Origin of the sequence: Herbaspirillum autotrophicum (genome assembly GCF_001189915.1) — a bacterium.
In the GTDB taxonomy this organism is placed as follows: Bacteria; Pseudomonadota; Gammaproteobacteria; order Burkholderiales; family Burkholderiaceae_D; genus Herbaspirillum; species Herbaspirillum autotrophicum.
The window spans coordinates 104,020-129,450 of the sequence record NZ_LFLS01000016.1; the positions used below are offsets into that span (position 1 = coordinate 104,020).

The 25,431-nt window shown below is 53.9% G+C and carries 18 protein-coding genes; 4 read left to right on the plus strand and 14 right to left on the minus strand.

Features of this window, described 5'->3' with window-relative positions; genetic code table 11:
- Positions 1–81 precede the first annotated feature (81 nt).
- The 12 genes from AKL27_RS14140 to AKL27_RS14195 form a co-directional block, all read right to left on the minus strand.
- Positions 82–1,533 carry an aldehyde dehydrogenase family protein gene (locus AKL27_RS14140; protein WP_050463474.1) on the minus strand — a complete coding sequence of 484 codons (1,452 nt, stop codon included), beginning with the start codon at positions 1,531–1,533 and terminating at the stop codon, positions 82–84.
- Between the two features lie 249 nt (positions 1,534–1,782).
- Positions 1,783–2,604 carry a helix-turn-helix transcriptional regulator gene (locus tag AKL27_RS28440; protein WP_232310988.1) on the minus strand — a complete coding sequence of 274 codons (822 nt, stop codon included), beginning with the start codon at positions 2,602–2,604 and terminating at the stop codon, positions 1,783–1,785.
- Between the two features lie 501 nt (positions 2,605–3,105).
- Positions 3,106–4,227 carry a PepSY-associated TM helix domain-containing protein gene (locus AKL27_RS14150; RefSeq protein ID WP_083439047.1) on the minus strand — a complete coding sequence of 374 codons (1,122 nt, stop codon included), beginning with the start codon at positions 4,225–4,227 and terminating at the stop codon, positions 3,106–3,108.
- Positions 4,227–6,713, minus strand: a complete 2,487-nt coding sequence (locus AKL27_RS14155) for a TonB-dependent receptor (RefSeq protein WP_232310989.1) — start codon at positions 6,711–6,713, stop codon at positions 4,227–4,229. Before AKL27_RS14155 ends, AKL27_RS14150 begins: the two co-directional genes overlap by 1 nt.
- Before the next feature lie 236 nt (positions 6,714–6,949).
- Positions 6,950–7,990, minus strand: coding sequence for a FecR family protein (locus AKL27_RS14160; protein ID WP_198155967.1), 1,041 nt, complete (start codon positions 7,988–7,990; stop codon positions 6,950–6,952).
- Between the two features lie 2 nt (positions 7,991–7,992).
- Positions 7,993–8,526: a sigma-70 family RNA polymerase sigma factor gene (locus AKL27_RS14165; RefSeq protein WP_050463477.1), complete on the minus strand. Its 534-nt coding sequence runs from the start codon at positions 8,524–8,526 to the stop codon at positions 7,993–7,995.
- A 570-nt stretch (positions 8,527–9,096) separates the two neighbouring features.
- Positions 9,097–11,595 carry a DNA topoisomerase (ATP-hydrolyzing) subunit B gene (gyrB, locus tag AKL27_RS14170; protein ID WP_050463478.1) on the minus strand — a complete coding sequence of 833 codons (2,499 nt, stop codon included), beginning with the start codon at positions 11,593–11,595 and terminating at the stop codon, positions 9,097–9,099.
- Positions 11,596–11,713: 118 nt separating this feature from the next.
- A complete protein-coding gene (dnaN, locus tag AKL27_RS14175; RefSeq protein WP_050463479.1) occupies positions 11,714–12,820 on the minus strand; it encodes a DNA polymerase III subunit beta in 1,107 nt (368 codons plus the stop codon).
- A 273-nt stretch (positions 12,821–13,093) separates the two neighbouring features.
- The gene (gene dnaA / locus AKL27_RS14180) at positions 13,094–14,515 is read right to left on the minus strand and encodes a chromosomal replication initiator protein DnaA (protein ID WP_050463480.1); all 1,422 of its coding nucleotides are present in this window, start codon (positions 14,513–14,515) and stop codon (positions 13,094–13,096) included.
- A 156-nt stretch (positions 14,516–14,671) separates the two neighbouring features.
- Positions 14,672–15,439, minus strand: a complete 768-nt coding sequence (locus AKL27_RS14185; RefSeq protein ID WP_050463481.1) for a class II glutamine amidotransferase — start codon at positions 15,437–15,439, stop codon at positions 14,672–14,674.
- Between the two features lie 353 nt (positions 15,440–15,792).
- A complete protein-coding gene (locus AKL27_RS14190) occupies positions 15,793–16,110 on the minus strand; it encodes a hypothetical protein (protein WP_050463482.1) in 318 nt (105 codons plus the stop codon).
- Between the two features lie 374 nt (positions 16,111–16,484).
- Positions 16,485–16,715, minus strand: coding sequence for a hypothetical protein (locus AKL27_RS14195; protein WP_050463508.1), 231 nt, complete (start codon positions 16,713–16,715; stop codon positions 16,485–16,487).
- 149 nt (positions 16,716–16,864) lie between these two features.
- Between AKL27_RS14195 and AKL27_RS14200 the strand changes: the two genes are divergently transcribed.
- Both AKL27_RS14200 and AKL27_RS14205 read left to right on the plus strand, forming a co-directional pair.
- Positions 16,865–17,824: a LysR family transcriptional regulator gene (locus AKL27_RS14200; protein ID WP_050463483.1), complete on the plus strand. Its 960-nt coding sequence runs from the start codon at positions 16,865–16,867 to the stop codon at positions 17,822–17,824.
- Positions 17,825–17,872: 48 nt separating this feature from the next.
- The gene (locus AKL27_RS14205; protein WP_050463484.1) at positions 17,873–19,897 is read left to right on the plus strand and encodes an AsmA family protein; all 2,025 of its coding nucleotides are present in this window, start codon (positions 17,873–17,875) and stop codon (positions 19,895–19,897) included.
- A 492-nt stretch (positions 19,898–20,389) separates the two neighbouring features.
- Here the strand turns inward: AKL27_RS14205 and AKL27_RS27185 are convergent, their stop codons facing one another.
- On the minus strand, positions 20,390–20,692 hold the full coding sequence (locus AKL27_RS27185) for a 2Fe-2S iron-sulfur cluster-binding protein (protein WP_083439051.1): 303 nt from the start codon (positions 20,690–20,692) through the stop codon (positions 20,390–20,392).
- Positions 20,693–21,095: 403 nt separating this feature from the next.
- On the minus strand, positions 21,096–21,977 hold the full coding sequence (locus AKL27_RS14210; protein ID WP_050463485.1) for a LysR family transcriptional regulator: 882 nt from the start codon (positions 21,975–21,977) through the stop codon (positions 21,096–21,098).
- A gap of 181 nt (positions 21,978–22,158) precedes the next feature.
- Here AKL27_RS14210 and AKL27_RS14215 point away from each other — a divergent pair, with 181 nt between their 5' ends.
- Both AKL27_RS14215 and AKL27_RS14220 read left to right on the plus strand, forming a co-directional pair.
- On the plus strand, positions 22,159–23,676 hold the full coding sequence (locus tag AKL27_RS14215) for a CoA-acylating methylmalonate-semialdehyde dehydrogenase (RefSeq protein ID WP_050463486.1): 1,518 nt from the start codon (positions 22,159–22,161) through the stop codon (positions 23,674–23,676).
- Between the two features lie 21 nt (positions 23,677–23,697).
- Positions 23,698–25,332: a GMC family oxidoreductase gene (locus tag AKL27_RS14220; RefSeq protein WP_050463487.1), complete on the plus strand. Its 1,635-nt coding sequence runs from the start codon at positions 23,698–23,700 to the stop codon at positions 25,330–25,332.
- Positions 25,333–25,431: the final 99 nt, after the last annotated feature.

Consider the following 25,431-nt stretch of genomic DNA (forward strand, 5'->3'; position numbering starts at 1 on the left):
GGTATTGACGCCATTCCCGACCGGGCCTGTCACTGATGTGACGGGCCGGCAGAATAGGTTACTGCCGCAATGGGCAAGATTTCATCGCATCAACACGGTGATCACTTTTTCTTCCGTATAGGCCAGCACGCCTGCCAGACCACACTCGCGGCCGATACCACTGGACTTGACGCCACCCCACGGCAAACCCGGGTCAATCGGCGCCCAGCAGTTAATGCCGACCGCGCCGGCTTTGACTGCCTGCGCTACCTTGTGTGCGCGGGCCAGATTGTTGGTCCACACCGTGGCCCCCAATCCATATTGGCTGTCATTGGCAATCGCCACTGCTTCCTGTTCGGTATCAAACGCAATGATGGTGCCGACCGGGCCAAAAATTTCTTCGCGTGCAATCGTCATTTGATTGGACGCATTGCCGAAGATGGTCGGTTTGATGAAATAGCCGGTGCCGTGATCGCTGACGCCGCCGGCCAGCAAGGTCGCGCCTTCTTCAATCCCTTTTTTGATGTAGGCGTTGATGTTGTCGAACTGCTTGCGTTTTGCCACGGCCCCCATTTGAATGCCGTCTGCGCCAGGGTCGCCAACGGTAATCGAGGAGGCGATGTCTGCCAATGTCCTGGAGAATTTTTCAGCGATCTCGCGTTGCACCAGAATTCGCGAACCTGAAGCGCAAACCTGTCCCTGATTGAAGAACAAACCCATGGCGCAGCCTTGCGCGGCCTGTTCCAGATCGGCGTCGCCAAACACAATCTGCGGGCTCTTTCCACCCAGCTCAAGTGAAACCCGCTTGAAGGTCGCACCGGCAATTTGCTGGATCGCGCGACCTACCGCCGGGCTGCCGGTAAAGGTGACTTTATCGACATCCGGATGCTCACACAAAGCAGTGCCGACCACATTGCCGTAACCGGTGACAACGTTGACTACGCCATCCGGGAAACCGGCTTCCTTGCAGAGTTTTGCCAGATGCAGGGCGGACTCGGGAGTTTCTTCTGCCGGTTTGATCACGACGGTGCATCCGGCCGCCAGCAGCGGGCCGATTTTCCAGCAAGTGATCATGAACGGCGTATTCCACGGCACGATGGCCGCCACCACACCGACCGGATTGCGCTGTGTATAAGACAAGGTCTTCTGCCCCATATAGCCATCGGTGGGGATGGTTCGCCCTTCAATTTTGTCCGCCCAGCCGGCGGCGTTGCGCAAGGTGCCAATGCCATTCGGCACATCCAGCAGCATCGCCTCGCGTACCGGGCGGCCAATGGCGTTGGCGTCAAATGCGGCGATCAACTGCGCATCGCGCTCCACCAGCTCGGCCAGCCGATGCAACAAACTGCTACGCCGCACGCCGGACAACTGGCCCCAGACGCCGCCGTCCAATTGTTCTCGCGCAGCCTGTACCGCCAGATCCACGTCAGCCTTGGTACCGGATGCAGAAGTAGCATAGATTTTTTCAGTTACCGGGCTGGTCAATGTGATGACTTCGCCAGCGACCGCCGGCACGGATTGACCGCTAATAAAGTGCAATAAGGTCTTGAGCATACTGTTGTCTCTTTGTTGTCATTGGCAGATCGGAACAGTCGCAGTCGCTCTGTTCTCATGACAACAGTATCCAAAGATTGGATCGCAATGGGTATTGCGAACATTCGCATATCCGCATGCTGCGGTGCATCGAAAAGTGCGCCACGCACCGCATGCAGCGCAATGAATCAGCGTGGCGGGATCAACAGATAAGTGCCGCAGAGGTAATCGGTGCGCCGGACTTCTGCGGGCGTGACTAACGGCGGCTGATTACGAATAGTGTTTGTGCAGAAGTGCGGAAAGCATGGCGATCATGCGGGCGGTGGAGCGCGCGTTAAGCTTGTCGCGTATGCTGCGCAGCGAATGGTCAACGGTGGAAAAAGAGCGGTTCAGGTGGCGTGCGATTTCCTTGTAACTCATACCCTGCACCACCAGCCGTGCCACCTTCAATTCAGCCGGTGTCAGTTTCACGGGCAGCTCAGCGGCCTGAACTGCCGGGACTTCGCGCTCATCCGCTTCATCATGAATAATGGCGAATATGGGGCTCAGTACATTCGTTGCGAATTCGCTGATTTGCTCACATTGGTCATAACGCCAACGATTTCTTTCGCGTGCCCAATCGCAACAGATGATACCGATGGGCATATCGCCATCACGTAACGAGATGGCGAGCTTGGACTGCGTATTAAGGGAAAGCAATTGCGCACGCAGCGGCAAGGTGAAGCGCCGGTCATCGCTGATACTTTCGAACAGCACCGCATTGCGGGATTCCAATACGCTGCGAACGGAGGTCTCTTTGGCGTCAATCGCAACGCCGACTGAACTGGGTATCTTGGTGTCTTCCCGGATCGCTTCGGCCAGCGGCTTATATATGCCATGACCTTGGCTGGTGAAACCGCCATCGACGCGGTCAGCGTCAAACGTTCGTTGCAGCCATCCCAATGTCAGTTGCCAACAGGATTGAGCATCATCCAGATGCAGCAATAAATGCGCAGCCAGGTCTGAAGAACCGGTAATGGCGCCTAAATGTCTGTCGCCGACAAGCGTATGGCGCAGCCGGCGTTGCGCCTGAACAATTGCCTCGTCATTCACTTGGATGTCCCACAATTCATTGCATCAACCAGAGAAAATAGTTTGCCCGCAGGAACGGAAACACGAACCGCTACAGTCACATACGTGTCTGTTACAGCCGATAACGAAAGCATCGCGGTGTCGATAAAATCGCTGCTCTGCCCACATACATACTGCACGCCCCAACGCATGCTCAACACCTTATGGACCCAATGCAGGTGCTCAAAATATCATAGTCCGACCAGTCGGTCGAATTTATTATTAATCAAAAGCCAGCACCTGGCAAATATTATTTAAGCTCCCGCAAGTGCCGTTTGACAAGGCATGCCAAGCTATCCGGCACTCTCTCAGGGGACCTTCGGCACATGAATTTGCCATAAAAGTACATTCTCCATCGACGTGCCCACTTGGCTTTGTATTTTTCCTTAAATTCAATCTTTTGATGAGTATCCTGAGATAGGTGTTCGAGGTAAGCATTCTTTCCCAAGACCAGGAGGATGGCCGCAAGAATCTTTCGCTAGATTATTTTTTCTTTTTGACCGTCAGTAAAATACCGCTGATCAGCACTAGCATCGCAATCACATCGAGACACGCCCACAGTATTTTTAACGGTAGTCCGCCATAGTCACCAAAATGCAGGGGGCGAGATAATTGCAGAATTCGTAGTTGCAACGGCATCGGAGATATCGAAGCCACTTGGCCGCTTCGTGCATCAACAAAGACGGCACTAAACAGGCGATGTGTGAGCGGCGTGCGGCCGTTTGACCAGACAAGAAAATGATTCGGATTGTTAAACGTTTTGCTTGGGAAAATAATGCTCGTGACGTTGCTGTACGGCTGAGCGCTCCTCACGTTATTAAGAACCTGCTCAGCCGGACTCGACTGGCTGCGAGTAAGAGGACGACCGTCTTTGTTCTGAAACTTGCTTGATTCGGCAGTTCGCCAGATAGCGCTGAGCGGCTTTGAGAACTCGTTCATTACTCCCGTGGCCCCCACTACGATCAACCAGATCGCAATGGCGACGCCAAGCAGATTGTGCAGATCGAGCCACCAGATTCTTCGATTGCGTTGTCGAATCGTCCCAAATGACAGTTTCTTCATGTAGGGACCATAGAGCACCACTCCTGATATAGTCGCCAGCAGAAAGACCACGCCAGCCACTGCAAGCGTCATTTCACCTGCGAAACCAACCAATAAATCGGTATGAAGACGCCTCGCAGTCGCCATGAAACCGAGGCCGCGATTTCCTATGGAAATTGGCTCATCTATCAGGGCGCCACTATCTGTATCAAAAATAACCGGATGGTCGTGACTGCGATCAGGAAGATCCGCTGGCCCCATGACGACCTTGATCCGCCCCTCGTCATCGTCAAAAAAGACGAAGCGAACCATTTCCGCCGGATAACGGTTCACGGCGACCTGGATCATGCCGTCCACGTCATTTGGCACGGCCGTTACCGCAGGGCCCCGGAGTATGGTCGGACTCTGCGTGAATGACTCGATTTCATCTGAGAAAATCAGCGGTAGCCCGGTCATGCATAACAACAGCAAAAATAGCGTGCACGCCAAGCTGCTCCACCGATGCAATATCCGCCACATCCCTACACTGCCAGCCAAATCTAGCAGCGCTGACATGGGCCGCATCAGAAATCAAATGTTGTAGAGAGCAATAAAGTCCGCGGTGCACCTCTGGCCAGACCGAAAGAGCTGGATGTTGCCGCCCAGTAGTCCTTTCCAAACAGATTTTCGATGCTGGCCCGAATAACGGCAGGCGTTCCGGAGATGCTGGTTTTGTAGCGCGCACCAAGGTCGACCCGCGTCCACGATGGAATGCTCTGCGTATTGGCCACGTTGTAATATTGCGAGGATGTGTAGATTGTCCGCCCTGTAATTGTCAATCCCGGTAGGAATGGCGTATCCCATTCGACCCCCAAATTAAACTGAGTGGTCGGCACTCCGATCGCCTTCTTGCCATCATAGGTGCCGCCCGCTGTTTTGCTCATGATGCCGCGTAAGAATGTCACACCACCGAGTAATCTGGTTCCGCGCGCCACTTCGCCGAATGCATTGATTTCGAGACCCTGATTGCGTTGCTCACCGTCGACGCCATATGTATTGGTCGCAGTGTTGGTATAACCGCTGGGCTGCTCGATCTGAAAAATACCGATGGTCGTGCCAAACCGTCCTGCGTCGTACTTGATGCCTGCTTCGTACTGTTTCGAGGCAAGCGGTTCAAACATCGCGCCAGCATTCGCGGTTCCAGCAGGGGCAGTTGGTCCCTGACTCAAACCTTCAATGTAATTGCCATACAGACTGACGTTGGGGGCAAGTTTTACAATCAAGCCAACTGCCGGCGTTACCTTGCTTCGATCGTAAATTGAGGTCTGCGCGCCGGTGGTGGCACTGAAGTTCCGCACCTTGACGTTCTGTTGCCGCGCACCGACCGTCAACTGCACTCTGTCATCCAAAAAGGAAACCGTATCAGCCAATGCCACACTATCCAGATCCGACTCCGATGTCTTGGGCGCCGAACTGGAATAGGCCGCCAGACTCGGTTGGCTAATACTTGTCGGTGAATACATGTTGGACGTATAAGTGGCGAAGATGGGTGCCAACACCCCCGAGTCAGTATGCAGCGTGGTTGCGCTCAAATTCACTTCGTGTTTTATCGGCCCGGTGTTGAATTTTCCTTTGAGGCCCACGACGGTGGTATTGCTGTTGGAGAAAGTCGGCTGGTAATACTGATTCGCTCGAAAATTACCGGCAGCGTTTTGCAAATAAATAAAATTGTACAGGCCAAGGAAGTCGTTTCTGCGTGTGCCGAATGCGGCATAGGCACTCACGTTGTCAGTAAGGTCCAACTCTGCCTGAACCATCCCGAAACGATCCGTTGATTTTGCGAAATACCATGGCTGCCCCAGGCTCAATCGACTGTCCGGTGCGCTTGGAATTTGAAAATTTGCATTGTCTGTATAGACGATACGCGTTGGAGCATCCGTACGCATGTCGTGATAGCCTAGATCTGCAGAAGCCCGAAAACGTTCGCTGCGATAGTCGATCCCGACGGTAGCGGATCCGGCTCGCTGCGATTGATCATTCACGCCGGTGCGTCCGTCACGATAGGCACCGTTAAATCGGAGACCCCAGGCATTGTCTTCTCCGAAGCGCCGGCCCAGGTCCAGATGCGCACCGAACTGTGCATCGGAATAATAACTGGTGGTCAGTTGTGTGATGGGTTGATCTGTTGCCCGCTTGGTGACCAGATTGATATTGCCGCCAACGCCGCCGGTCGGTGCCATACCATTCAACAAAGCGCTGGGCCCTTTCAGGATTTCCACCCTTTCGATCGCCTCGAGCCCGCCTGTCATCTGCGGTGGAACGATTCCGTACAAACCGTTGACAGCCATGTCTTGCGTCTGGGTAGGAAAACCGCGTATCGTGAATTGACTGATATAGCTGACGTCGGGCCAGATGGTGCGAACGGAGGGATCATTCTTGACGACGTCACCTATTGTCCTGGCTTGTTGATTTTGAATCGTTTCTGCAGTGATATTAGTGACATTGAATGGCGTATCCATAAAGTCGCGCTCACCAAGGAAACCGACCTTTCCTTTTCGCGCCACTTGCCCGCCGGCATAGATCGGTGACGAACTTTCCTCAGGAGCGGTTACTGTGACCGCTGGCAAGACGCCGCCTGCCGTACCCTGCGCCGATCGCTTCAATACATATTGCCCCTGCGCGTTGAGTCCGGCTTCCAGTCCCATGCCGGACAGCAGCGATGAAAATCCTTCACGTACGCTAAAACTTCCTTTAAGACCCGGGCTGTTTTTTCCACTAGTCAGTTCGACCGAGCCTGCCAAGAAGACGCCGGCTTCGCTGGCAAACTGTGTCAACACCGTCTGTAACGGTCCCGGAGCGATGTCATATCTGCGTACCGCATTCGCGGACGCCGATGATCCGGGCTGGCTGCGCGCTTCAGATGCCGACTGCGCATGAGCTTGCATAGACCAAAATGAGGTTGCGATGACGCTTGACGTCATCGCAACCTGCACAGCAAGTGTAAGCGGACGTATGGCTAAACCCGCTCGGGTCAGGCGCTGGGTCATGACGAAAAGTGCGCGATGGGACATGAAATTGGCTCCAAAGGAAATAGGAAAGGTAAAAAGACCAAGTCCTCATCCTCCAAACCCGACTAAGGTCTGCTTGCGCCCTGTTCGTCCCGGCGCAATCGTGGAAGTGGACTTCTCTTACTCCCTAAATCAATCGAGAGACAAAAAGCGGAACCAATATGGTGAAGAAAAGCAAAAGAAATGCGTGATCTCTATTTGCCGCATGACTTGCAAGCTGAATTCACACAGGTGAGAAATCAATTTTGCGGTAAATCGTTAGCTTCGATGGAACTCCACCAGGGCAAAGGACGACGAACGCGCCCCTGCACGGCATCGGCGAGCATGGTCAGCGTGCCCTCTACATCCCGTAATGGATAGGTTCCGAATACACGACGTTCTGCAAGTTCGGGGGCCACACCTACATGCCCGGAGGAGTAGCGTCGCAACTCCTGGACGATATTTTTTAGCGGCAGATCCCAAGCGATCAACTGCCCTTGACTCCACGCTTGGCGTGCTGGATCGGCAGTACTAAGCGGCGAAAAGATGTTGCTGTCAAACAGCGTTTGCTGTCCAGCGGGAATGACGACGACCGCACCGCTGTCGGCAGTCGTTATTTCTACCTTGCCCTGATAGACGGCGAGGAAAGTTTTTTCTTCTTCAAGGCGTACCGTAAATCGGGTACCCAAGGCGCGCATGCGACCTTGCGCGGTATCGACGACAAACGGCCGGGAAGCATCTGCAGCGGTAGTGACGAGAATTTCGCCCGCGATCAAATGTAAGCGGCGCAACCTAAGCTGATAGTCTTCATTGAATGCGCTGGCGGTATTGAGCCAGACACGGGTGCCGTCGGCAAGAGAGACTTCACGGATATCGCCTATGACAGTACGGTGATCCGCCGCAATGATTGAGGCATATTGCCCCAGCGAAGAGCGATACCAACCGCTCAATCCCAGCAGGCTAACGCCTGCAAATGCAGCGATGCGGGTAAATACACGACGGCGCTTCAGCAAACGTCCGTTGGCAGCGCACAAGCTGTCCGACGTCAAACGAGGATCGTGCGTCTGTTGCAATGGGGCCAAAACACGGTTGCTTACCGATTCCACGTAACTCCATGCGCGACGATGTTCACCATGATCGGCCAACCAGGAACGCCAGCGAATGTGATCGCTGTCTGTAGCTTCTCCGGAGATCAACAAGGCATACCATTCTGCGGCCTCTTCCATAGCTCGATGCGCCACTTCCCGGGAAGGCTCGGATACATCGGTATTTCTATTTTCCGCACCAGCAGCCGTCGACATGCTCATCTCTCGCCCGAGAAACGAAGTTCCGTCATTGTTTGACGTGCCTGGCTTTGCATGCAGCAAAGCATTGCTTGCGCGACATATTTACGCACCATGCGCGATGAAACACCGAGCTCCTCTGCGGCTTCGGACGATGTCATCTCACAAACGCTTACCATCAAAAAAGCCTTTGCCGCCTTAGTCGGCAAGTCGAGCAACAAGATACTCATCTCGTGCAATGCTTCAAGAATGATGGCCTGACGCTCAGCCGATGGGAAAAATTGTTCGGGATGTACGGCAAGTGTATCGAGCCAGGCCTGTTCGATTTCACGGCGGTGCCAGAGATTGATACACATACCCTGAGCCATGGCCCGCAAATAGGCCCGCGCCTCCCCCGTACTGCAAAAGCCACGGGGAGCTGGTTTCAAAATCAAACGGAGAAAGGCGTCATGCGCCAAATCTGCTGCATCGGCGGCATTACCCAAACGCCGCAGTAACCACGCCTTAAGCCAGGCATGATGATCGATATAGAGACTGTCTATCTGATGTTGCATTCATAGCTCCATGAGTGACATAGACCTCTCATCCACAGCAGAGCGGCGCGCCCAATTTAAATAATAATGATTCTCATTTTATAGTATTGCAGAAATCAAGGCAATCTTGCAAGAAGGTGCTGGATGGCTGTTACCGGCCTGTCGAGACGAACACTTACCGCAACTCTTCCCGACAACGACGTAATAGTCTAAAACCGACGAAACGGCTTGAAAATAACGAAATAAATGCAGTTGTTTTGGCGCATTAACCCATTGAAATATTGCACGTTTTTGCACGGCGATATCAAGGCGTTTACTATGACTATCCGCTTTCACGAGGGTGACGATTTTTCACTTACCGTGACTCCCGACAGCACAATCGCACTACACGCCTCATCGGGATAGAGCATGCGGCTTCGTGTTTGCGTGCAGCACGCAAAAACAACAGCGGCCACCTTAATGAGGTGGCCGCTGTTGTTTCCGGCACAGCCGGCTAGGTGCCATCAATCCAGCTATCGAGACGCATCCATCAATAAATGTCTCAATGGATGCTTCCTAAAGTCTCAGGTTATGGTTCCTGCTACAACAACATCAAACATCAATATTCCCAGCCTGCAGCGCATTCAATTCAATAAACGCACGACGCGGTTCCACATCGTCTCCCATCAGCGTCATGAAGATCTGGTCGGCGGCGATGGCATCTTCGATCTGGACTTTGAGCAGGCGGCGCACGGTTGGGTCCATGGTGGTTTCCCACAACTGTTCCGGATTCATTTCACCGAGTCCTTTGTAACGTTGCTTGCTGACGCCGCGTTCGGCTTCGTCGCGCAGCCATGCCACTACCTGATGGAAGTCGCTGATGGCGATTTCCTTCATCTTGTCGCCGACGCCGCGGCGGATCAGTGCACCGCGTCCGATCAGGCCCTTGAAGGTGCTGGCGGCGCTGGTCAGTACGGCGTAGTCGGGGCTGCTGACGAAGTCGCTGTCGATGGCGGTGGCCTTGATGTTGCCGTGGAACATGCGGTGAATGCGCAGTGAATGTTTTTCGCCTGATTCATCGGTGCGGGCAATCACGTTGACGCTCGGGTCGCCGATGGCCTTGGTCATTTCAATCGCGGATTGTTCTGCTTCCGCCGCGGTGCCCATTTGCAGTGTGACGCCGGTCATGATGGCGGTCAGCGCTGCGCCGTCGATCATGCGCGACAAACGCATGATGATGGAGTTGGATGTATTGTATTGACGCACCAGCTCGCTCAGGGCGTCGCCCTTGATCGGGGTCGCGCCTTCGCTTGGCACCAGTTCGGCGTCGTTGAGGGCGATCTGCATCATGTAGATGGCTTCTTCGACGTCATCCTTGAGATAGCGTTCGTCCTTGCCGGCCTTGACCTTGTACAGCGGCGGCTGCGCAATGTAGATATGACCGCGCTCGACCAGTTGCGGCATCTGACGATAGAACAGCGTCAGCAGCAGGGTACGGATGTGGGCGCCGTCGACGTCGGCATCGGTCATGATGATGATGCGGTGATAACGCAACTTGTCGGCATTGAATTCATCCGGGCCGATACTGGTGCCGAGCGTGGCGATCAATGTGGTGATCTGTTCCGACGACAGCATTTTTTCGAAGCGGGCTTTTTCAACGTTGAGCACTTTACCGCGCAACGGCAGAATCGCCTGGAATTTACGGTCGCGCCCTTGTTTGGCGGAACCGCCCGCGGAGTCACCCTCGACGATGTAGAGTTCGCACAGCGCCGGATCTTTTTCCTGGCAGTCGGCCAGCTTGGAAGACAGGCCGAGGCCGTCCATCACGCCTTTGCGACGGGTCAGTTCACGCGCCTTGCGCGCTGCTTCGCGCGCCCGTGCCGCTTCGACGATCTTGCCGCAAATGATCTTGGCGTCGTTCGGCTTTTCTTGCAGGAAGTCGGTCAGGGTCTTGGCGACGATTTCTTCCACCGGTCCGCGCACTTCGCTCGATACCAGCTTGTCCTTGGTTTGCGAACTGAATTTCGGTTCCGGCACTTTGACCGACAGCACGCAAGTCAGACCTTCGCGCATGTCGTCGCCGGACACTTCGACCTTGGCCTTCTTGGCGAATTCGTGTTCTTCGATGTACTTGTTGATGACGCGTGTCATCGCCGCGCGCAAACCGGTCAGATGGGTACCGCCGTCGCGTTGCGGAATATTGTTGGTGAAGCACAGCACCTGTTCGTTGTAGGCGTCATTCCATTGCATGGAGACGTCTACCGTGATGTTGGTGTTCTGGTCCGACATCCGTTCGCCGGTGGCCTGGAAAATGGTCGGATTGAGAATGCTCTTGTTCTTGTTGATGTATTCAACGAAGCCGCGCGTGCCGCCTTCGAACGCGAAATTTTCTTCCTTGCCGGTGCGCTGATCGCTCAGTTTGATGTGCACGCCGTTGTTGAGGAAGGACAGTTCGCGAATGCGCTTGGCCAGAATTTCGTAGTGAAATTCGATGTGCGTGAAAATCTGTTCATCGGCCCAGAAGTGCACTTCCGTGCCGCGCTTGTCGGTATCGCCCACGACCTTGATAGGCGACACCTGGATGCCATCGACAACTTCGATCTGACGGTCTTGCGGAATGCCGCGCACGAATTCCATTTCGTATTTCTTGCCGTCGCGACGAATCGTCAGGCGCAGCAATTTGGACAGGCCGTTGACGCAGGAAACGCCGACGCCGTGCAAACCGCCCGAGACCTTGTACGAGTTCTGGTCGAACTTGCCGCCGGCATGGAGTTCGGTCATCACGATTTCCGCAGCGCTGCGCTTCGGTTCGTGTTTGTCGTCCATCTTCAGGCCGGTTGGAATGCCGCGGCCGTTGTCGGTCACGGAAATCGAATTGTCGGCGTGGATGGTGACGTGGATTTCGGTGCAATGTCCGGCCAGCGCTTCATCGATCGAGTTGTCCAGCACTTCGAACACCAGATGGTGCAGACCGGTGCCGTCAGAAGTATCGCCAATGTACATGCCGGGACGTTTACGCACGGCTTCCAAACCTTCCAGAATCTGGATGGAGGAGGCTCCATATTGATTTTGTTGCGGTTGAGTGGTGTTGTCTTCTGGGGCTTGTGACATGGCTACCTTCTGAATTAACTTACGATTCTGTACTGACGGAACTGCAAAAACAGATTTCTTAAAAGTGGCAAAGGGCCGCGTTCTGCACGGCCCCTCGTCGAATTGCTACCGGATAAAATCAAATACGCATCGGCATGACAACGTATTTGAAATCAGTGTTGTCAGGGATGGTGATCAGTGCCGATGAGTTGGCGTCGCCGAGGGCGATGTTGATCTGGTCGTTCTTGAGGTTGTTCAGAACGTCGAGCAGATAAGTGACGTTAAAACCGATATCGACGCTGTCGCCGCCGTAGTCGATTTCGAGTTCTTCCACGGCTTCTTCCTGATCGGCGTTGGTCGAACTGATCTTCAGACTGCCCGGTGCCACTACCCAGCGCACGCCCTTGAACTTGTCGCTCGTCATGATCGCCGCACGTTGCAGCGAACGCAGCAACTGATCGCGGCTGATGGTGAAGTTGTTCTTGTAGCCCTTCGGCACCACGCGGGTGTAGTCGGGGAACTTGCCTTCGACCAGCTTGGAAATCAGTTCGATATCAGCGAACGTCAGCTTGACCTGATTGTTGGCGATATCCAGTTGTACGGTCTCATCGCTGTCATCAAGCAGACGCTGCAATTCGATGATGGTCTTGCGCGGGATGATGACTTCCTGACGCGGGAATTCCTGATCGGTCTCGACCTGGCAGAATGCCAGACGGTGACCATCGGTCGCGACAGCGATGATATTCTTGCCTTCGACCACCAGCAACAGGCCGTTCAGGTAGTAACGAATATCTTGTTGCGCCATCGAGAAGTGCACCATGTTGAACAGATGCTTGAGTGTCTTCTGCGGCAAGGTGACCTGCGCGTTGTAATGCTCGGCCTGGGCGACTGTCGGAAATTCTTCCGCCGCCAGCGTCTGCAGCGCAAAACGGGATTTGCCCGATTGCACGGTCAGGCGTTTGTTCGCCAGTGAGATCGAGACTTCGCCGGAATCCGGCAAGGCGCGCAGGATATCCAGCAGTTTGCGTGCGGCCACGGTCGTGGCGGCAGTTTCGCTGCCGGCGCCGACTTCTGCGTGCGTGGTGATCTGCACTTCGATGTCGGTCGACAGGAAAGACACTTTTTCGCCATCCTTGCGAATGAGGATATTGGCCAGAATCGGCAACGTGTGCCGACGCTCGACAATACCGCTCACTATTTGCAGTGGACGGAGAATCGTGTCTCGTTGGGTTTTGACCAATTGCATAGTCTCTATATCCTTACAGTAGTGGTTTAAAGGATGCCGTCAGCGCTTTAGTCGCTCTCATGCCATTTGCTCAACGGCCCGGGCCGGGCATGCCGCCATATTTTCATGGCGCCAGCCTTACGGCTCATGTCGCGCCAGTCACTCAGGCAGGCGACACGTTTGCTGCAAATCAGATCATTCAGATGACAGAATGACATCATCCGCAGCAAACAGAACCAACTCCCCAATTGTATCAATCATCGGTGCGTGCGTGCCGCATATTGCACTCCCGAATCATCCTTTGAGCGTCTGCTCCAGTACGTGCAATTCATGATTGCATTCCGGATTCTTGGCACGGTCGGCGCTGATCTTGCGCACCGCGTGCAATACCGTCGTATGGTCGCGTCCGCCAAACAGATCGCCGATTTCCGGCAAGCTCTTTTGTGTCAGTTCCTTGGCCAGATACATGGCGATCTGGCGCGGCCGGGCAATATTGGCAGGGCGTTTCTTGGAATACATGTCGGCGACTTTGATATTGAAAAAGTCAGCCACAGTTTTCTGGATGTTTTCAACGGAGATCTGCCTGTTTTGCACCGACAAGAGATCTTTTAGCGCATCTTTAACCACGTCGATAGTGATGTCCTTGCCGTGAAAACGAGAGTACGCCAGGATCTTGCGCAACGCGCCTTCGAGTTCGCGTACGTTGGAACGCAAATGCTTGGCCACGAAGAAGGCGACGTCATCCGACAACATCACGCCTTCCAGTGTTGCCTTTTTCATCAGAATCGCAACCCGCATTTCCAGCTCGGGCGGTTCAATCGCTACCGTCAGACCGGAATCGAAACGCGAAATCAGGCGGTCATCCATGCCGGTGATTTCCTTCGGGTAAGTATCGCTGGTGATGATGATTTGTTTCTTTGCGGCAATCAATGCTTCGAACGCATAGAAGAACTCTTCCTGCGTGCGGCTCTTGCCGCCAAAGAATTGAATATCATCGATCAGCAACAGATCGAGCGAGTGGTAATAACGCTTGAAATCGTCAAACCCCTTGCGCTGATACGCCGTCACCACGTCGCGAACATATTGTTCGGCATGAATGTAGCGGATCTTGGCCGACGGGTTATCCACAAGGACCTGATTGCCGATGGCGTGAATCAAGTGGGTTTTGCCAAGGCCGACGCCGCCATACAGAAACAGCGGGTTGTACGACACGCCGGGGTTGTTGGCAACCTGGGTCGCGGCGGCGCGTGCCAATTGGTTGGCCTTACCGGTCACGAGATTATCGAAGGTCAGTACCGAATTGATGCGCGACAAGTCCTGACGCGGGGTCACCGTATTGGTAATCGGCTGGTCCGCCATGCGTTCCGGCATCGACTGTGGATAACTTATACCGCCGTTACCACTGCTGTTGCTGTTTCCGTTACCAGCCGGAACCGGAGCCGAAGCGGCTGAGGCAGCACGCTTGGCGTCACCGGCACGCGGATCGAGAATGAATTGCACATCAATCGGCGTTTCCCAGTATTCGGAAGCGATCGACGTGATGCGACTGGCGAACTGGGTCTTGACCCAATCCAGCTTGAAGCGGTTGGGTGCGGCAATACGCAGCCGGCCATCTTCGTAATCGATAGGGGCAAGCGGTTTGATCCAGGCGCTGTATTGCTGCGGTGTCAGTTCCTGCTCCAGTTTTGCGGAGCAAGCCTGCCAAAAATTATCCATGAATCGTCTTAAGTAAAAAAGGTGAGGGCGGGCAGCGCAAACGATGGGAACGGGTTCCACATCAATGCCGCGCAAGCGGGTATTTTACTCTTGCCGACGAAAGTTATCCACAGGCAGAACGCTTATTTGATGATTGCAATGATGACGTTGCCACAACTATTCAACAACATCGCCGTCGACAAAGACTTTCAGCTCGCCGGTCTGGAACTGGGTCCAGGTTTCATTGGTGGTGAGCGGTTGCGTCACGATGACGGCAACACGGTCATTGGTGGTGGTGACTTCGGCGAAATCGACGGACAGGTCTTCATCCGACAATTTGGCGGTGGCAAACGGATGTTGCCGCACGATGTAATACAAATTGGTGGAGCAATGGGCAAACAGGGCCGAGCCATCCGACAACATCATATTGAATGGACCATATCCGGCAATTTCAGCGGTCAGTTCACGCAATACCGGCGTCAGTTCGGCCAGCGCCGGCAACTGATCACCGAAACGGCGGCGTAATTGCTGCAATAAGTAGCAAAACGCCAACTCGCTGTCGGTGGTACCGACCGGGCGATAGGGGCCATCGAGTTGCGGCATGAAATTTTTGAGATCGCCGTTGTGCGCAAAAACCCAGTAGCGTCCCCACAACTCACGCACGAACGGATGGCAATTGGCGAGTGAAACACGCCCCTGGGTTGCCTTGCGGATATGTGCGATGACATGTTGCGATTTGATCGGGCAGCGCTTGATCAGATCTGCCACCGGTGAACTGACGGCGGCCTGGTAATCGACAAAGTGTCGTACGCCCGAGCCTTCAAAAAATGCGATGCCCCAGCCGTCACTGTGATGATCAGTCAGTCCTCCGCGTGTCGCAAATCCGGTAAAACTGAAGACGATATCGGTGGGAGTGTTGCAATTCATCCCGAGTAACTGGCACATGATACGAAGAAGCGGCGAAGCTCGTTGAAAGTTGGGTAAAGATTGGCAGTACAGGCTTTACGGTATCACGAGGGCTGCGCCGGAGAAAGCGATACTGCCTTGAATTATCAAAAAAACAGCGAATTGGAATAGTTACCGCCAACGCTGTCGCCGCAGTACCAGTGTCGTCATGGGAAAACGTTAACGACAGGCAAAAAAAACCCCGCGAGGCTGAGCCTGCGGGGTAAATCCTTCCTGTTAAGGGAGGAGGAGACACGGTACTGATGATCTTTACATGATGCGACTGAATTACTTGTTTGCTTCTTGTGTGTATCTCAGTCGGCCGGCGCATTTTTTATTGCGCCGGTACACATTCAATCGCGTGAAGCGATGTTGCGCAATTCGGCAGCAAAACTTGGCTGGCTCAGGCTGTATTCATTCGCCATGCGGTTCACCATCTTGATGCCGTTGAAACGGTGTTGACGGATACGTTGCTCAAGCGACTTGCGTGGCTTCAGCAAAACCAGGCCGGCGCGCAATACGCCCATCACCAATGGTTTGAACAACATGAACAACGTGACGGCGACGCCCAGACCGAACAACGGCCGGACAAACGCGACCGTTGTGCCGATCAGCGACTGCGCGACCGGTACGGCGGCTTCGACTGGAAAGGCGATGGCAAGCATGGACATGATATTTTTTTCCCTGATAATAGTTTTTCAAGCGATCGAAATTGCATCAAAAGCTCTGTTGTTGCATTGCAGTATATGAGGTTGAATCGGGGATTCCCAATTTCAAGTTGTCATATCAGATATAGCTATTGTGAATAGCGCGCTGCCGGGCTATTCTGTTGCCATAGAAAAAAAAGCCCCGCAGGCTGAGCCTGCGGGGCAAATCCTTCCTGTAGAGGGAGGAGGAGACGCCTGACTGATTCCACGTCTTCGCGCTGGCGGCGGACGGGAACGAGAATTCGATAAAACCTGTTCGGTACTGTCAGCGTCGCCACAAAGGCGACGCCGATATTGCTTGTTACTGCTGCTGGCCGGGCCTGTTAATCAGTTGCAGATCAACCGCGCGAGGCGATGAAACGCAATTCTGCAGCCAGATTCGGTTGCGATGCTTCAAAGCGCTTGGCCATGCGGTTCAGTTCTGCTGCACCGGCAACCGTGTCTTGCGTGGTGCTTGGCAAAGTGGCAGTCAATTCGTGTGTTTGCACCAGGCGGGCAATGATGTTGCGCAGCGCGGAGCCGAACTTGCCTGCAGTGGTGCCGGCGTAATTTGCGGTCAATGTAGTCATGATGGTTTCCTTGCGAAATGTGTTATGTTGCATTGCAGTGTAATGATCCATCGTTGACATTGCCAATTTCAGTTTCAGATATCAGTTATACCGTTTATGAATAATCACATTTATCCTCTTTTACGTTCCTCCTTCGAGGTTTCGCCGCTATGAGCTTTCTGACTCTGGATCTGAATCTGTTGCGTGTGTTCGACGCCGTCATGACCGAACAAAATCTGACGCGCGCCGCCAATCTGCTGGCGATGACGCAACCGGCGGTGTCAAATGCCTTGCGCCGTCTGCGCGATACGCTCAATGACGAACTCGTGATCCGCACCGCGCATGGCGTCAAGCCGACGCCGCGCGCCGAAGAATTGTGGCCAACCGTGCGGCGGGCACTGTCCGAACTGGAAGCCGTGATCACACCGGAAACCTTCGATGTGGCGCGCGCGCAAAATACGTTCCGCATGGCCATGGTGGATGCCACCGCCGCATTGTGGTTGCCGTCGCTGATGCGCACCATCATGCGCGATGCGCCGCGAATCAAAATCCGCATGATGCCGCTGACCACGCGCGACCCGCGCGCCATGTTGCTGCGCGGCGATGTCGATCTGGCCGTCGGTTTTTTCCCCGGCGTCACCGCGCAACTGGCCGATGGCCAGGGCATGGCCAAGACCCAGATCAGTCATGAGCGTTTATATACCGGCCAATATGTGTGCGTGATGCATAAAACCCATCCGCTGGCGGACAAGGAATTGACGCTCGACACTTACTGCGCGGCCGACCACTTGCTGGTCAGTCTGTCAGGCAAACCCCATGCGGTCATCGACGATGTCCTCGCGGGAATGGGACGCGAACGTAAGATTCTGCTGACAGTGAACCAATTTTTTACAGCCGGCCGCATCGTCGCCAGTTCCGATCTGATCACGGTGTTGCCACGCCATCTGATTGCCGCCACCGGCATGACGGAAGCCTTGGTGGTAAAGGAATTGCCGTTCGCGACCCCGGAAGAACATGTGGATATGTTGTGGCACGAACGCGATGCCCGCAACCCCGCTCACAAATGGTTGCGCGCACATTTAAGTGCAACAACTCACGACGAATTTGGTCGTATCAACATGCAACGCTAGATATCAGATTCTTGATGTCTGGCAACATCACTCTTTCATGGATGGGTTATGCCACGTACATCAAGAATAATTATCTGGACTCTCGTCAGCTTTCTGGCCGTGATCGCGGCCTTCATCATTTTCATTCTGGTATTTGACTGGAACCGGGCCCGGCCCTGGATCAACCAGCGCATCAGCGAAAGTACCGGACGTCAGTTCGCCATTCAGGGCGACCTTAAACTCGCCTGGCATAAACCGGATACACCGCAGTCCGGGTGGAGCAACTGGGTGCCGTGGCCACGGCTGAGTGCACAAGATATTGTGCTCGGCAATCCCGACTGGCTCAGCGAGCCGGCGCAGATGGCCGCCATCAGACAAGTCACGTTCACGCTCAATCCCTTGCCATTGCTGAGTCACAAGATTGTATTGCCGGTGCTGGAAATCGATACTCCTCAGGTTTTTCTGTTGCGCGACAAAGATGCCAGGAATAACTGGACCTTCAAACCCAGCGACCCATCGGCCTGGGACTTCGAACTGCAAAAGCTGATCTTGAAGACTGGAACGCTGCAACTCAAGGATGCACTGCAAAAAATCGACATTCGCGCCGATATCGACACGCTCGATCCGGACAAGGAAAAACTGTACGGCATTGGCTGGACCGTCAAAGGCACATTCAACAACGCCCCGGTCAGCGGCGGCGGCAAGGCGGGCGCGGTGTTGGCGCTGCAAAATGAAAATACGCCGTACCCGCTGGAAGCCGATGTCCGCGTCGGTCAAACCCGCATCGCCGCCAAAGGGACATTGACCAAACCGCAGCAACTGGCTGCGCTTGATTTGCGCCTGAGTTTATCGGGCAACAGCATGGCCCATCTGTATCCCTTGACTGGCGTGCTGTTGCCGCAAACGCCGCCGTTCGCGACCGAAGGCCATTTGATCGGCAAACTGGGCAAGGACCAAAGTGACTGGATATATGAAAAATTCACCGGCAAGGTCGGTTCCAGTGATATCGGCGGCACGCTTGAATATCAATCGAAACAACCACGCCCGCTGCTCAAGGGCGAAGTCGTTTCCAATCTGTTGCGATTCGAAGATCTGGCGCCGCTGATCGGTGCCGATTCCAATGCCAGCAAGGCACAACGCGGCGCCGAAGAACGCCAGCCGAGCAACAAGGTATTACCGGTCAAGGAATTTGACACCAGCAGTTGGGGCAGTCTGGATGCCGATGTCAAATTGACCGGCCGCAAGATCGTGAAAGAAAAGAACTTGCCGATCAGTGATCTGCGCGCCGAACTGCATCTGCAGGACAAGGTGTTGTCACTGACCCCGCTCAATTTCGGCATGGCCGGCGGCAACCTGGTCTCGAATATTCGTCTTGATGGCCGTGAAAGCAAGATGAAATCCGAAATCAAGGCTTCGGCGCGCCGCATCAAGATCGACAAATTGTTTCCCAACCTCGATGCGTCGCAAACCAGTTTCGGTGAGATCAACGGTGATGCGTCCCTGTCGGCTACCGGTAATTCGGTGGCTGCCATGCTCGCTTCATCCAATGGCGAATTGAAATCGCTGATCAATCACGGTGCCATCAGCAAACTGCTGCTGGAAGAAATGGGCCTGAATATCGGCAACATCGTGGTATCCAAGCTGTTTGGCGACAAACAGGTCAAGCTCAATTGCATGGCCAGTGATTTTTCGGTCACCAATGGCTTGATGCAAGCGCGTACCTTCACACTCGATACCGAAGATGCCCTGATTCACATCAGCGGCGATGTCAACCTGGCAACGGAACAACTGGGCTTGACGATTAATCCCAAGAGCAAAGGGTTGCGGATCATCTCCTTGCGCTCGCCCCTGTATGTGACGGGCCCGTTCAAGGATCCGAACATCAGCGTCGACAAAGGGGTGCTGGCATTGAAAGCGGGCGGCGCAGTGCTGCTGGGTGTGGTGGCACCGGTCGCGGCCATCCTGCCGCTGATCAATCTGAGTGGCGACCAGCAAACCGATTGTGCGAACCTGCTCAACGAAGTGAAAAAGCAGCCGGTGGCACCGCCACCTGGCCGCACTTACAAAGGGTCAACCGCCAAAGCACCAAAATAGTTGATCAACGATTCACCACGGTCTGCTGCCGGTTGACGCCGGCAAGCTGGTTCACGTCAAAAATCGGCGCGCTGAAGTCCATTCAGAGCGCTGATTTTTTTTGTTCTCCAGATAACGGCACTGTGGATAAAGCTGGGGATAACTAGTGCAGGCATTGGGGACAGTCAGCACGTTTTCCACCGGCCGTTTTTTTGTCCAACATCTGTTCTTTTTTCATACAGGCTTTGCCAAGCGCTTATGCTTTTCCCAAGCGCTTGATTCAAAAACGGTTTACCGGCTTATCCACAGAAAAGGCCCTGTGTTAACTACTACTACTATTTATATATATACCTATTTAAATTAAAACCAGAATCGCGTTACTTTCCGTTTGGCTTCATTTAATTTCCAAAACACAACGACATTTCAAAATGAAACAACGAATTGAAATGGCATCGGGGCAAGTGACAAAGGCAAACAGGTAAACGAATTTTTTTCGTTCTTTAGTTCTGTGCCTTATTTCAAAGAAACAGCGTCAGGGATATCAATCACAAGATCGGATTGAGCTACGGCAACACACGGCAGAATAAAACCTTCCTGTTTTTCTTCGCGGGTCAAACCTGGCCATTCGATTTGATAACTGACGACACCACTTCGCAACTGGCACAGGCAAGTCCGACATGTCCCGTTACGACATGAACTTGGCATGCTCAACTGCGCAGCAAACGCTGCCTTCAGCAAACTGCTGGAAACCGGTGCATTGAATTCAAACCCGGCAGGTTCAATCCTGACGTTGAAAATCTGATCGTTTGATGCCATGAAGCAGTCCTGTCGACAAATCAGCCAATTAAAAACGCAGAAACCCCGAAAAAAGCCATTTTTCATTAACTAAAAAACACTTTTTCAAAGCTATTGTGGATAACTCTTTGGATAACTGCTGCGTGCAATGGGGATAGCTCAATTGTTTTGCACACCCCGAATTTCTATTCAACTTCTATTCTTTTTTAATACAAGACTTACCAAGCGTTTATGATTTTCGTAAACCGATGATTTGAAAACGGTTAACCAAGTTATCCACAGAAAACAGGGCCGTTAACTACTACTACTATTTATATATATAAACTATTAATTTAAGAACCAAAAACCTCTCGTTTTGCAGAAAGCGGCAAAAACATGGTTGAAAACAATAAAAACAACCCCGTTGCCAGCAATCGGCAGCAATTCATTTCCAAATGTCTTGCAACAAAGCAAATACAGCGGCGATGGCAGCTTCATTCCGGCGATTTTCCAGTGCCACGAACGACAACACTGTCGACAACTGGACTGCATCGGCGATCACCAATCCATGTGCATGGGCTTGTGCCAGTGCAATCGACTCTCGCGCCAGCGATAAACCAACGCCCGATTTCACCAGGTCCAGCATGGAAGATTCCTGATCGACCATGGCCACCGTGTTGGGGATAAGTTTGTATTGCGCGAAGATTTTGCTGAGCAAACGATGATGGGCCGACTCCGGTGGCGTCCAGATCCACGGCAACAGCGCCAGTTCTGCCCAGTTTTTACCGGCTATCCGGCTTTTCCAGCCGGCCGGCGCAATCACGTTGTAGCTGAATGAAGTCAGCGTGATGCTGTGAAAACCTGTACCCGGGTCGCCCAGGAAAAAGCCGACATCGAGGTCGCCGGTCTTGATTTGTTGCAACACGGAACCTGACATGTGATGCTGCAAGCGGTTCGACAATTGTGGATAACGTTCGACCAGATTCTTCAAAAACGCGCCCAGTCGGATGAATTCAGGGTCAAGGATGGTCCCTATGGCCAGCGTACCGGTCAGATTGCCGGTGCTGGGGTGGAGGGCATCGGCGTGTTGCCGGAACTCCTGCAGGGTGCTTAGAACGCGTTCAGCCGTCGGCAACAGTTTGCTGCCTTCGGCGGTCAGGCGCATGCCGGCGGCCGAGCGGACGAACAATTGCAGCTGGAGTCGCTCCTGCAAGGTCTTGATTTGCAAACTCACAGCGGGTTGCGTGACGTGCAACAGTGCGGCGGCGCGGGTCAGATTGCCTTCGCGGGCGACAGTGACAAAGGCGCGTAACTGCGTGAAATCCATGGTTTTGCTCGTGTTCAGGTAAAAAGTCAGAGAAGAAGATGCTTGAAAAAAGCACTCAATTATCAGTAATTCTTATTTTGCTATTGATAATAACTGATTGGATTTCGCACGTTCCCAGAGATATTCTGCTTGAAGCTAAAAATTACTTCAATTTCCATCACCTTCAACCAAAGGAATTCTTATGAGTACAACGAATTCGACAATTTCGCATTTCATCAATGGTGCGATCAGCCCGTCGGCCAGCGGTCGTCAGCAAAACGTTTTCAATCCGGCTACCGGTGAAGTGTCCGGACAAGTGGCGCTGGCGTCAGTGGCTGAAGTGAATGCGGCAGTTGCCGCTGCCAGTGCTGCGGCACCGGCCTGGGCAGATACCGCGCCGCTGAAGCGCGCGCGTGTAATGTTCAAATTCAAAGAGTTGATAGAACAACATCATGACGCGCTGGCAGCGGCGATCACGCGCGAGCATGGCAAGGTGTTTTACGATGCCAAAGGGGAAGTGACGCGCGGTCTGGAAATTGTCGAATTTGCCTGCGGCATCCCGCAATTGCTGAAAACGCAGTTCACCGACAACATCGGCGGCGGCATCGATAATTGGAATTTGCGTCAGCCGCTCGGCGTGACTGCGGGTATCACGCCGTTCAATTTTCCGGTGATGGTGCCATTGTGGATGGCGCCGGTTGCGATTGCCACCGGCAACAGTTTTATTCTCAAGCCTTCCGAGCGGGATCCGACGCCTTCACTGTTGCTGGCTGATCTGTTCAAGCGTGCCGGTTTGCCGGATGGCGTTTTCAATGTGGTCCAAGGCGACAAGGTGGCGGTGGATGCCTTGCTGCATCATCCGGACGTGCAGGCAATTTCGTTTGTCGGTTCAACGCCGATTGCCGAATACATCTACAGCGAAGCCAGCAAGCGTGCCGGGACTTATCCGTTGCGGGCGCAAGCGCTGGGCGGTGCCAAAAACCATTTGGTGGTCATGCCGGACGCCAATCTGGACCAGGCAGTGGACGCCCTGATCGGTGCTGCTTACGGTTCCGCTGGTGAACGTTGCATGGCAATTTCGGTGGCAGTGGCGGTTGGCAGTGTCGCCGACAAGCTGGTGGAAGCACTGATTCCGCGGGTCAAGGCCTTGAAAATCAAGAATGGCATGGAGCCTGATGCTGAAATGGGGCCGTTGGTCACCGCGGCGCACAAGGTCAAGGTCGAAGCGTATATCGAAGACGGCGTGCAGGCTGGTGCCAAATTGCTGGTAGATGGCCGCGGCATCAAGGTCGCGGGCCATGAAAACGGCTATTTTGTCGGCGGTACTTTGTTCGATCACGTCCGCGCCGACATGAAAATTTATAAGGAAGAGATCTTCGGCCCGGTACTATGCGTGATTCGGGTACCGGATTTTGCTGAAGCAGTACGCCTGATCAATGCCCATGAATTTGGCAACGGCGTGTCGTTGTTCACTGCCGATGGCAATACCGCACATGAGTTTTCGCGGCGCATCCAGGTTGGCATGGTTGGTATCAATGTGCCAATTCCGGTACCGATGGCGTGGCATTCCTTTGGCGGCTGGAAGCGGTCGCTGTTTGGTGATACGCATGCGTATGGCGAAGAGGGGATTCGTTTCTATACGCGTTACAAATCGATCATGCAACGCTGGTCGGCAACGATCGGCAAGGGCGCGGAGTTTACAATGCCGGTTGCCAAATAAAAAACAGACAGGAGACCGGCAATGGAATCAGCAGGCAAATACGACTACATCATCATCGGCGCCGGCACGGCAGGTTGCGTGCTCGCCAATCGCCTGAGCAGGGAACGCGACGTCAAGGTCTTGCTGATCGAAGCAGGCGCCAAGGACGATTACATCTGGATTCACATTCCGGTCGGTTATCTGTATTGCATCAATAATCCGCGGACCGACTGGCTGTACAAGACCGAGGCCGATGCCGGTCTGAACGGCCGCAGTCTGATTTATCCGCGCGGCAAAGTACTGGGCGGCTGTTCTTCGATCAACGGCATGATTTACATGCGCGGCCAGCAGCGGGATTACGATGAATGGGCGCAATTGAGCGGAGATGACAGCTGGCGCTGGGATCAGGTGCTGCCTTTGTTCAAGAAGAGCGAAGATCACTACAAAGGTGCCAGCGAGTTTCATGGCAGCGGCGGCGAATGGCGTGTGGAAAAGCAGCGCCTGTCCTGGGAAATTCTCGATGCTTTCCGTGACGCGGCAGCGGAAGTCGGCATTCCCAAGATTGAAGATTTCAATCGCGGCGACAACGAGGGCAGTTCGTATTTCGACGTCAATCAAAAGCGCGGCATCCGCTGGAATGCGTCGAAGGCATTTTTGAAACCGGCCATGAAAAATGGCAACCTCGACATCATGACCGGCTCGCATGTCAAACGACTGCGTTTGCAAACCGGCCCCAATGGTACCGTCTGTACCGGCGTTGAATTTACCGGCGGCGGCAAGGAGTGGTTTGCCGAGTCGGATTGCGAAACCATTCTTGCCGCCGGTGCGGTAGGTTCACCGCAAATATTGCAATTGTCCGGCATTGGCGATGGCAAGTTGTTGCAGCAACTGCAGATTCCGGTAGTGCAGGATAGCCCGGGCGTGGGCGGTAATTTGCAGGATCACTTGCAGATCCGGCTGGCCTTCAAGGTCAACGGCGTGCAGACGCTCAACATGATGGCCAACAGTTGGTACGGCAAAATGAAGATTGGCATGCAATACGCCATGTTCCAGAGCGGACCGATGTCAATGGCACCGTCGCAACTCGGCGCGTTTGCCAAATCGGATCCGGGTCAGCCCAGCGCCAATCTGGAATATCACGTGCAGCCGCTGTCGCTGGAGAAATTCGGTGATCCGTTGCACAACTTCCCGGCATTCACCGCCAGCGTCTGCAATCTGCGGCCAACGTCGCGTGGCCATGTGCGGATTGCTTCCGCTGACGGTGCTATCGCGCCGAAAATCACATTAAATTATCTGAGTACCGAAATTGATCGCAAGGTAGCGGCTGATTCGCTTAAACTGACGCGCAAGATTGCAGCCGCGCCGGCATTGCAAAAATACCGTCCTGAAGAATGCAAGCCAGGAGTACAGTACCAAACCGAAGAAGAGTTGTATAAGGCGGCCGGTGAAATCGGCACCACCATCTTCCATCCGGTCGGGACTTGCAAGATGGGACGTGACGATGACCCGCTGGCAGTAGTGGACAGTAAATTGCGTGTGCGGGGAGTCGCCGGGTTGCGGGTGGTCGATGCTTCGGTGATGCCGACAATCACCTCCGGCAACACTAATTCACCGACGGTGATGATCGCTGAAAGGGCCGCGGAATTCATACGCGCAGCAAGGAAATCCGGCAAATGACGAGGGTCCTTCGATACGGTGTTTATACGTATTGTAGGAATTCTACGACTCGGATACTATGCGCCAGATATTAAAACAATAAGACTCTCGCACTACGAC

What these genes read in the sequence shown, in the direction of transcription:
- AKL27_RS14155 (WP_232310989.1), bottom strand. Translation starts at nt 6,713, where the DNA reads ATGTCCCATCGCGCACTTTTCGTCATGACCCAGCGCCTGACCCGAGCG.
- AKL27_RS14185 (WP_050463481.1), bottom strand. Translation starts at nt 15,439, where the DNA reads ATGTGCCAGTTACTCGGGATGAATTGCAACACTCCCACCGATATCGTC.
- AKL27_RS14150 (WP_083439047.1), bottom strand. Translation starts at nt 4,227, where the DNA reads ATGCGGCCCATGTCAGCGCTGCTAGATTTGGCTGGCAGTGTAGGGATG.
- AKL27_RS14165 (WP_050463477.1), bottom strand. Translation starts at nt 8,526, where the DNA reads ATGCAACATCAGATAGACAGTCTCTATATCGATCATCATGCCTGGCTT.
- AKL27_RS14215 (WP_050463486.1), top strand. Translation starts at nt 22,159, where the DNA reads ATGAGTACAACGAATTCGACAATTTCGCATTTCATCAATGGTGCGATC.
- AKL27_RS14195 (WP_050463508.1), bottom strand. Translation starts at nt 16,715, where the DNA reads ATGACTACATTGACCGCAAATTACGCCGGCACCACTGCAGGCAAGTTC.
- AKL27_RS14140 (WP_050463474.1), bottom strand. Translation starts at nt 1,533, where the DNA reads ATGCTCAAGACCTTATTGCACTTTATTAGCGGTCAATCCGTGCCGGCG.
- AKL27_RS14190 (WP_050463482.1), bottom strand. Translation starts at nt 16,110, where the DNA reads ATGTCCATGCTTGCCATCGCCTTTCCAGTCGAAGCCGCCGTACCGGTC.
- AKL27_RS14205 (WP_050463484.1), top strand. Translation starts at nt 17,873, where the DNA reads ATGCCACGTACATCAAGAATAATTATCTGGACTCTCGTCAGCTTTCTG.
- gyrB (WP_050463478.1), bottom strand. Translation starts at nt 11,595, where the DNA reads ATGTCACAAGCCCCAGAAGACAACACCACTCAACCGCAACAAAATCAA.
- AKL27_RS27185 (WP_083439051.1), bottom strand. Translation starts at nt 20,692, where the DNA reads ATGGCATCAAACGATCAGATTTTCAACGTCAGGATTGAACCTGCCGGG.
- dnaN (WP_050463479.1), bottom strand. Translation starts at nt 12,820, where the DNA reads ATGCAATTGGTCAAAACCCAACGAGACACGATTCTCCGTCCACTGCAA.
- AKL27_RS14160 (WP_198155967.1), bottom strand. Translation starts at nt 7,990, where the DNA reads ATGTCGACGGCTGCTGGTGCGGAAAATAGAAATACCGATGTATCCGAG.
- AKL27_RS14210 (WP_050463485.1), bottom strand. Translation starts at nt 21,977, where the DNA reads ATGGATTTCACGCAGTTACGCGCCTTTGTCACTGTCGCCCGCGAAGGC.
- dnaA (WP_050463480.1), bottom strand. Translation starts at nt 14,515, where the DNA reads ATGGATAATTTTTGGCAGGCTTGCTCCGCAAAACTGGAGCAGGAACTG.
- AKL27_RS14220 (WP_050463487.1), top strand. Translation starts at nt 23,698, where the DNA reads ATGGAATCAGCAGGCAAATACGACTACATCATCATCGGCGCCGGCACG.
- AKL27_RS14200 (WP_050463483.1), top strand. Translation starts at nt 16,865, where the DNA reads ATGAGCTTTCTGACTCTGGATCTGAATCTGTTGCGTGTGTTCGACGCC.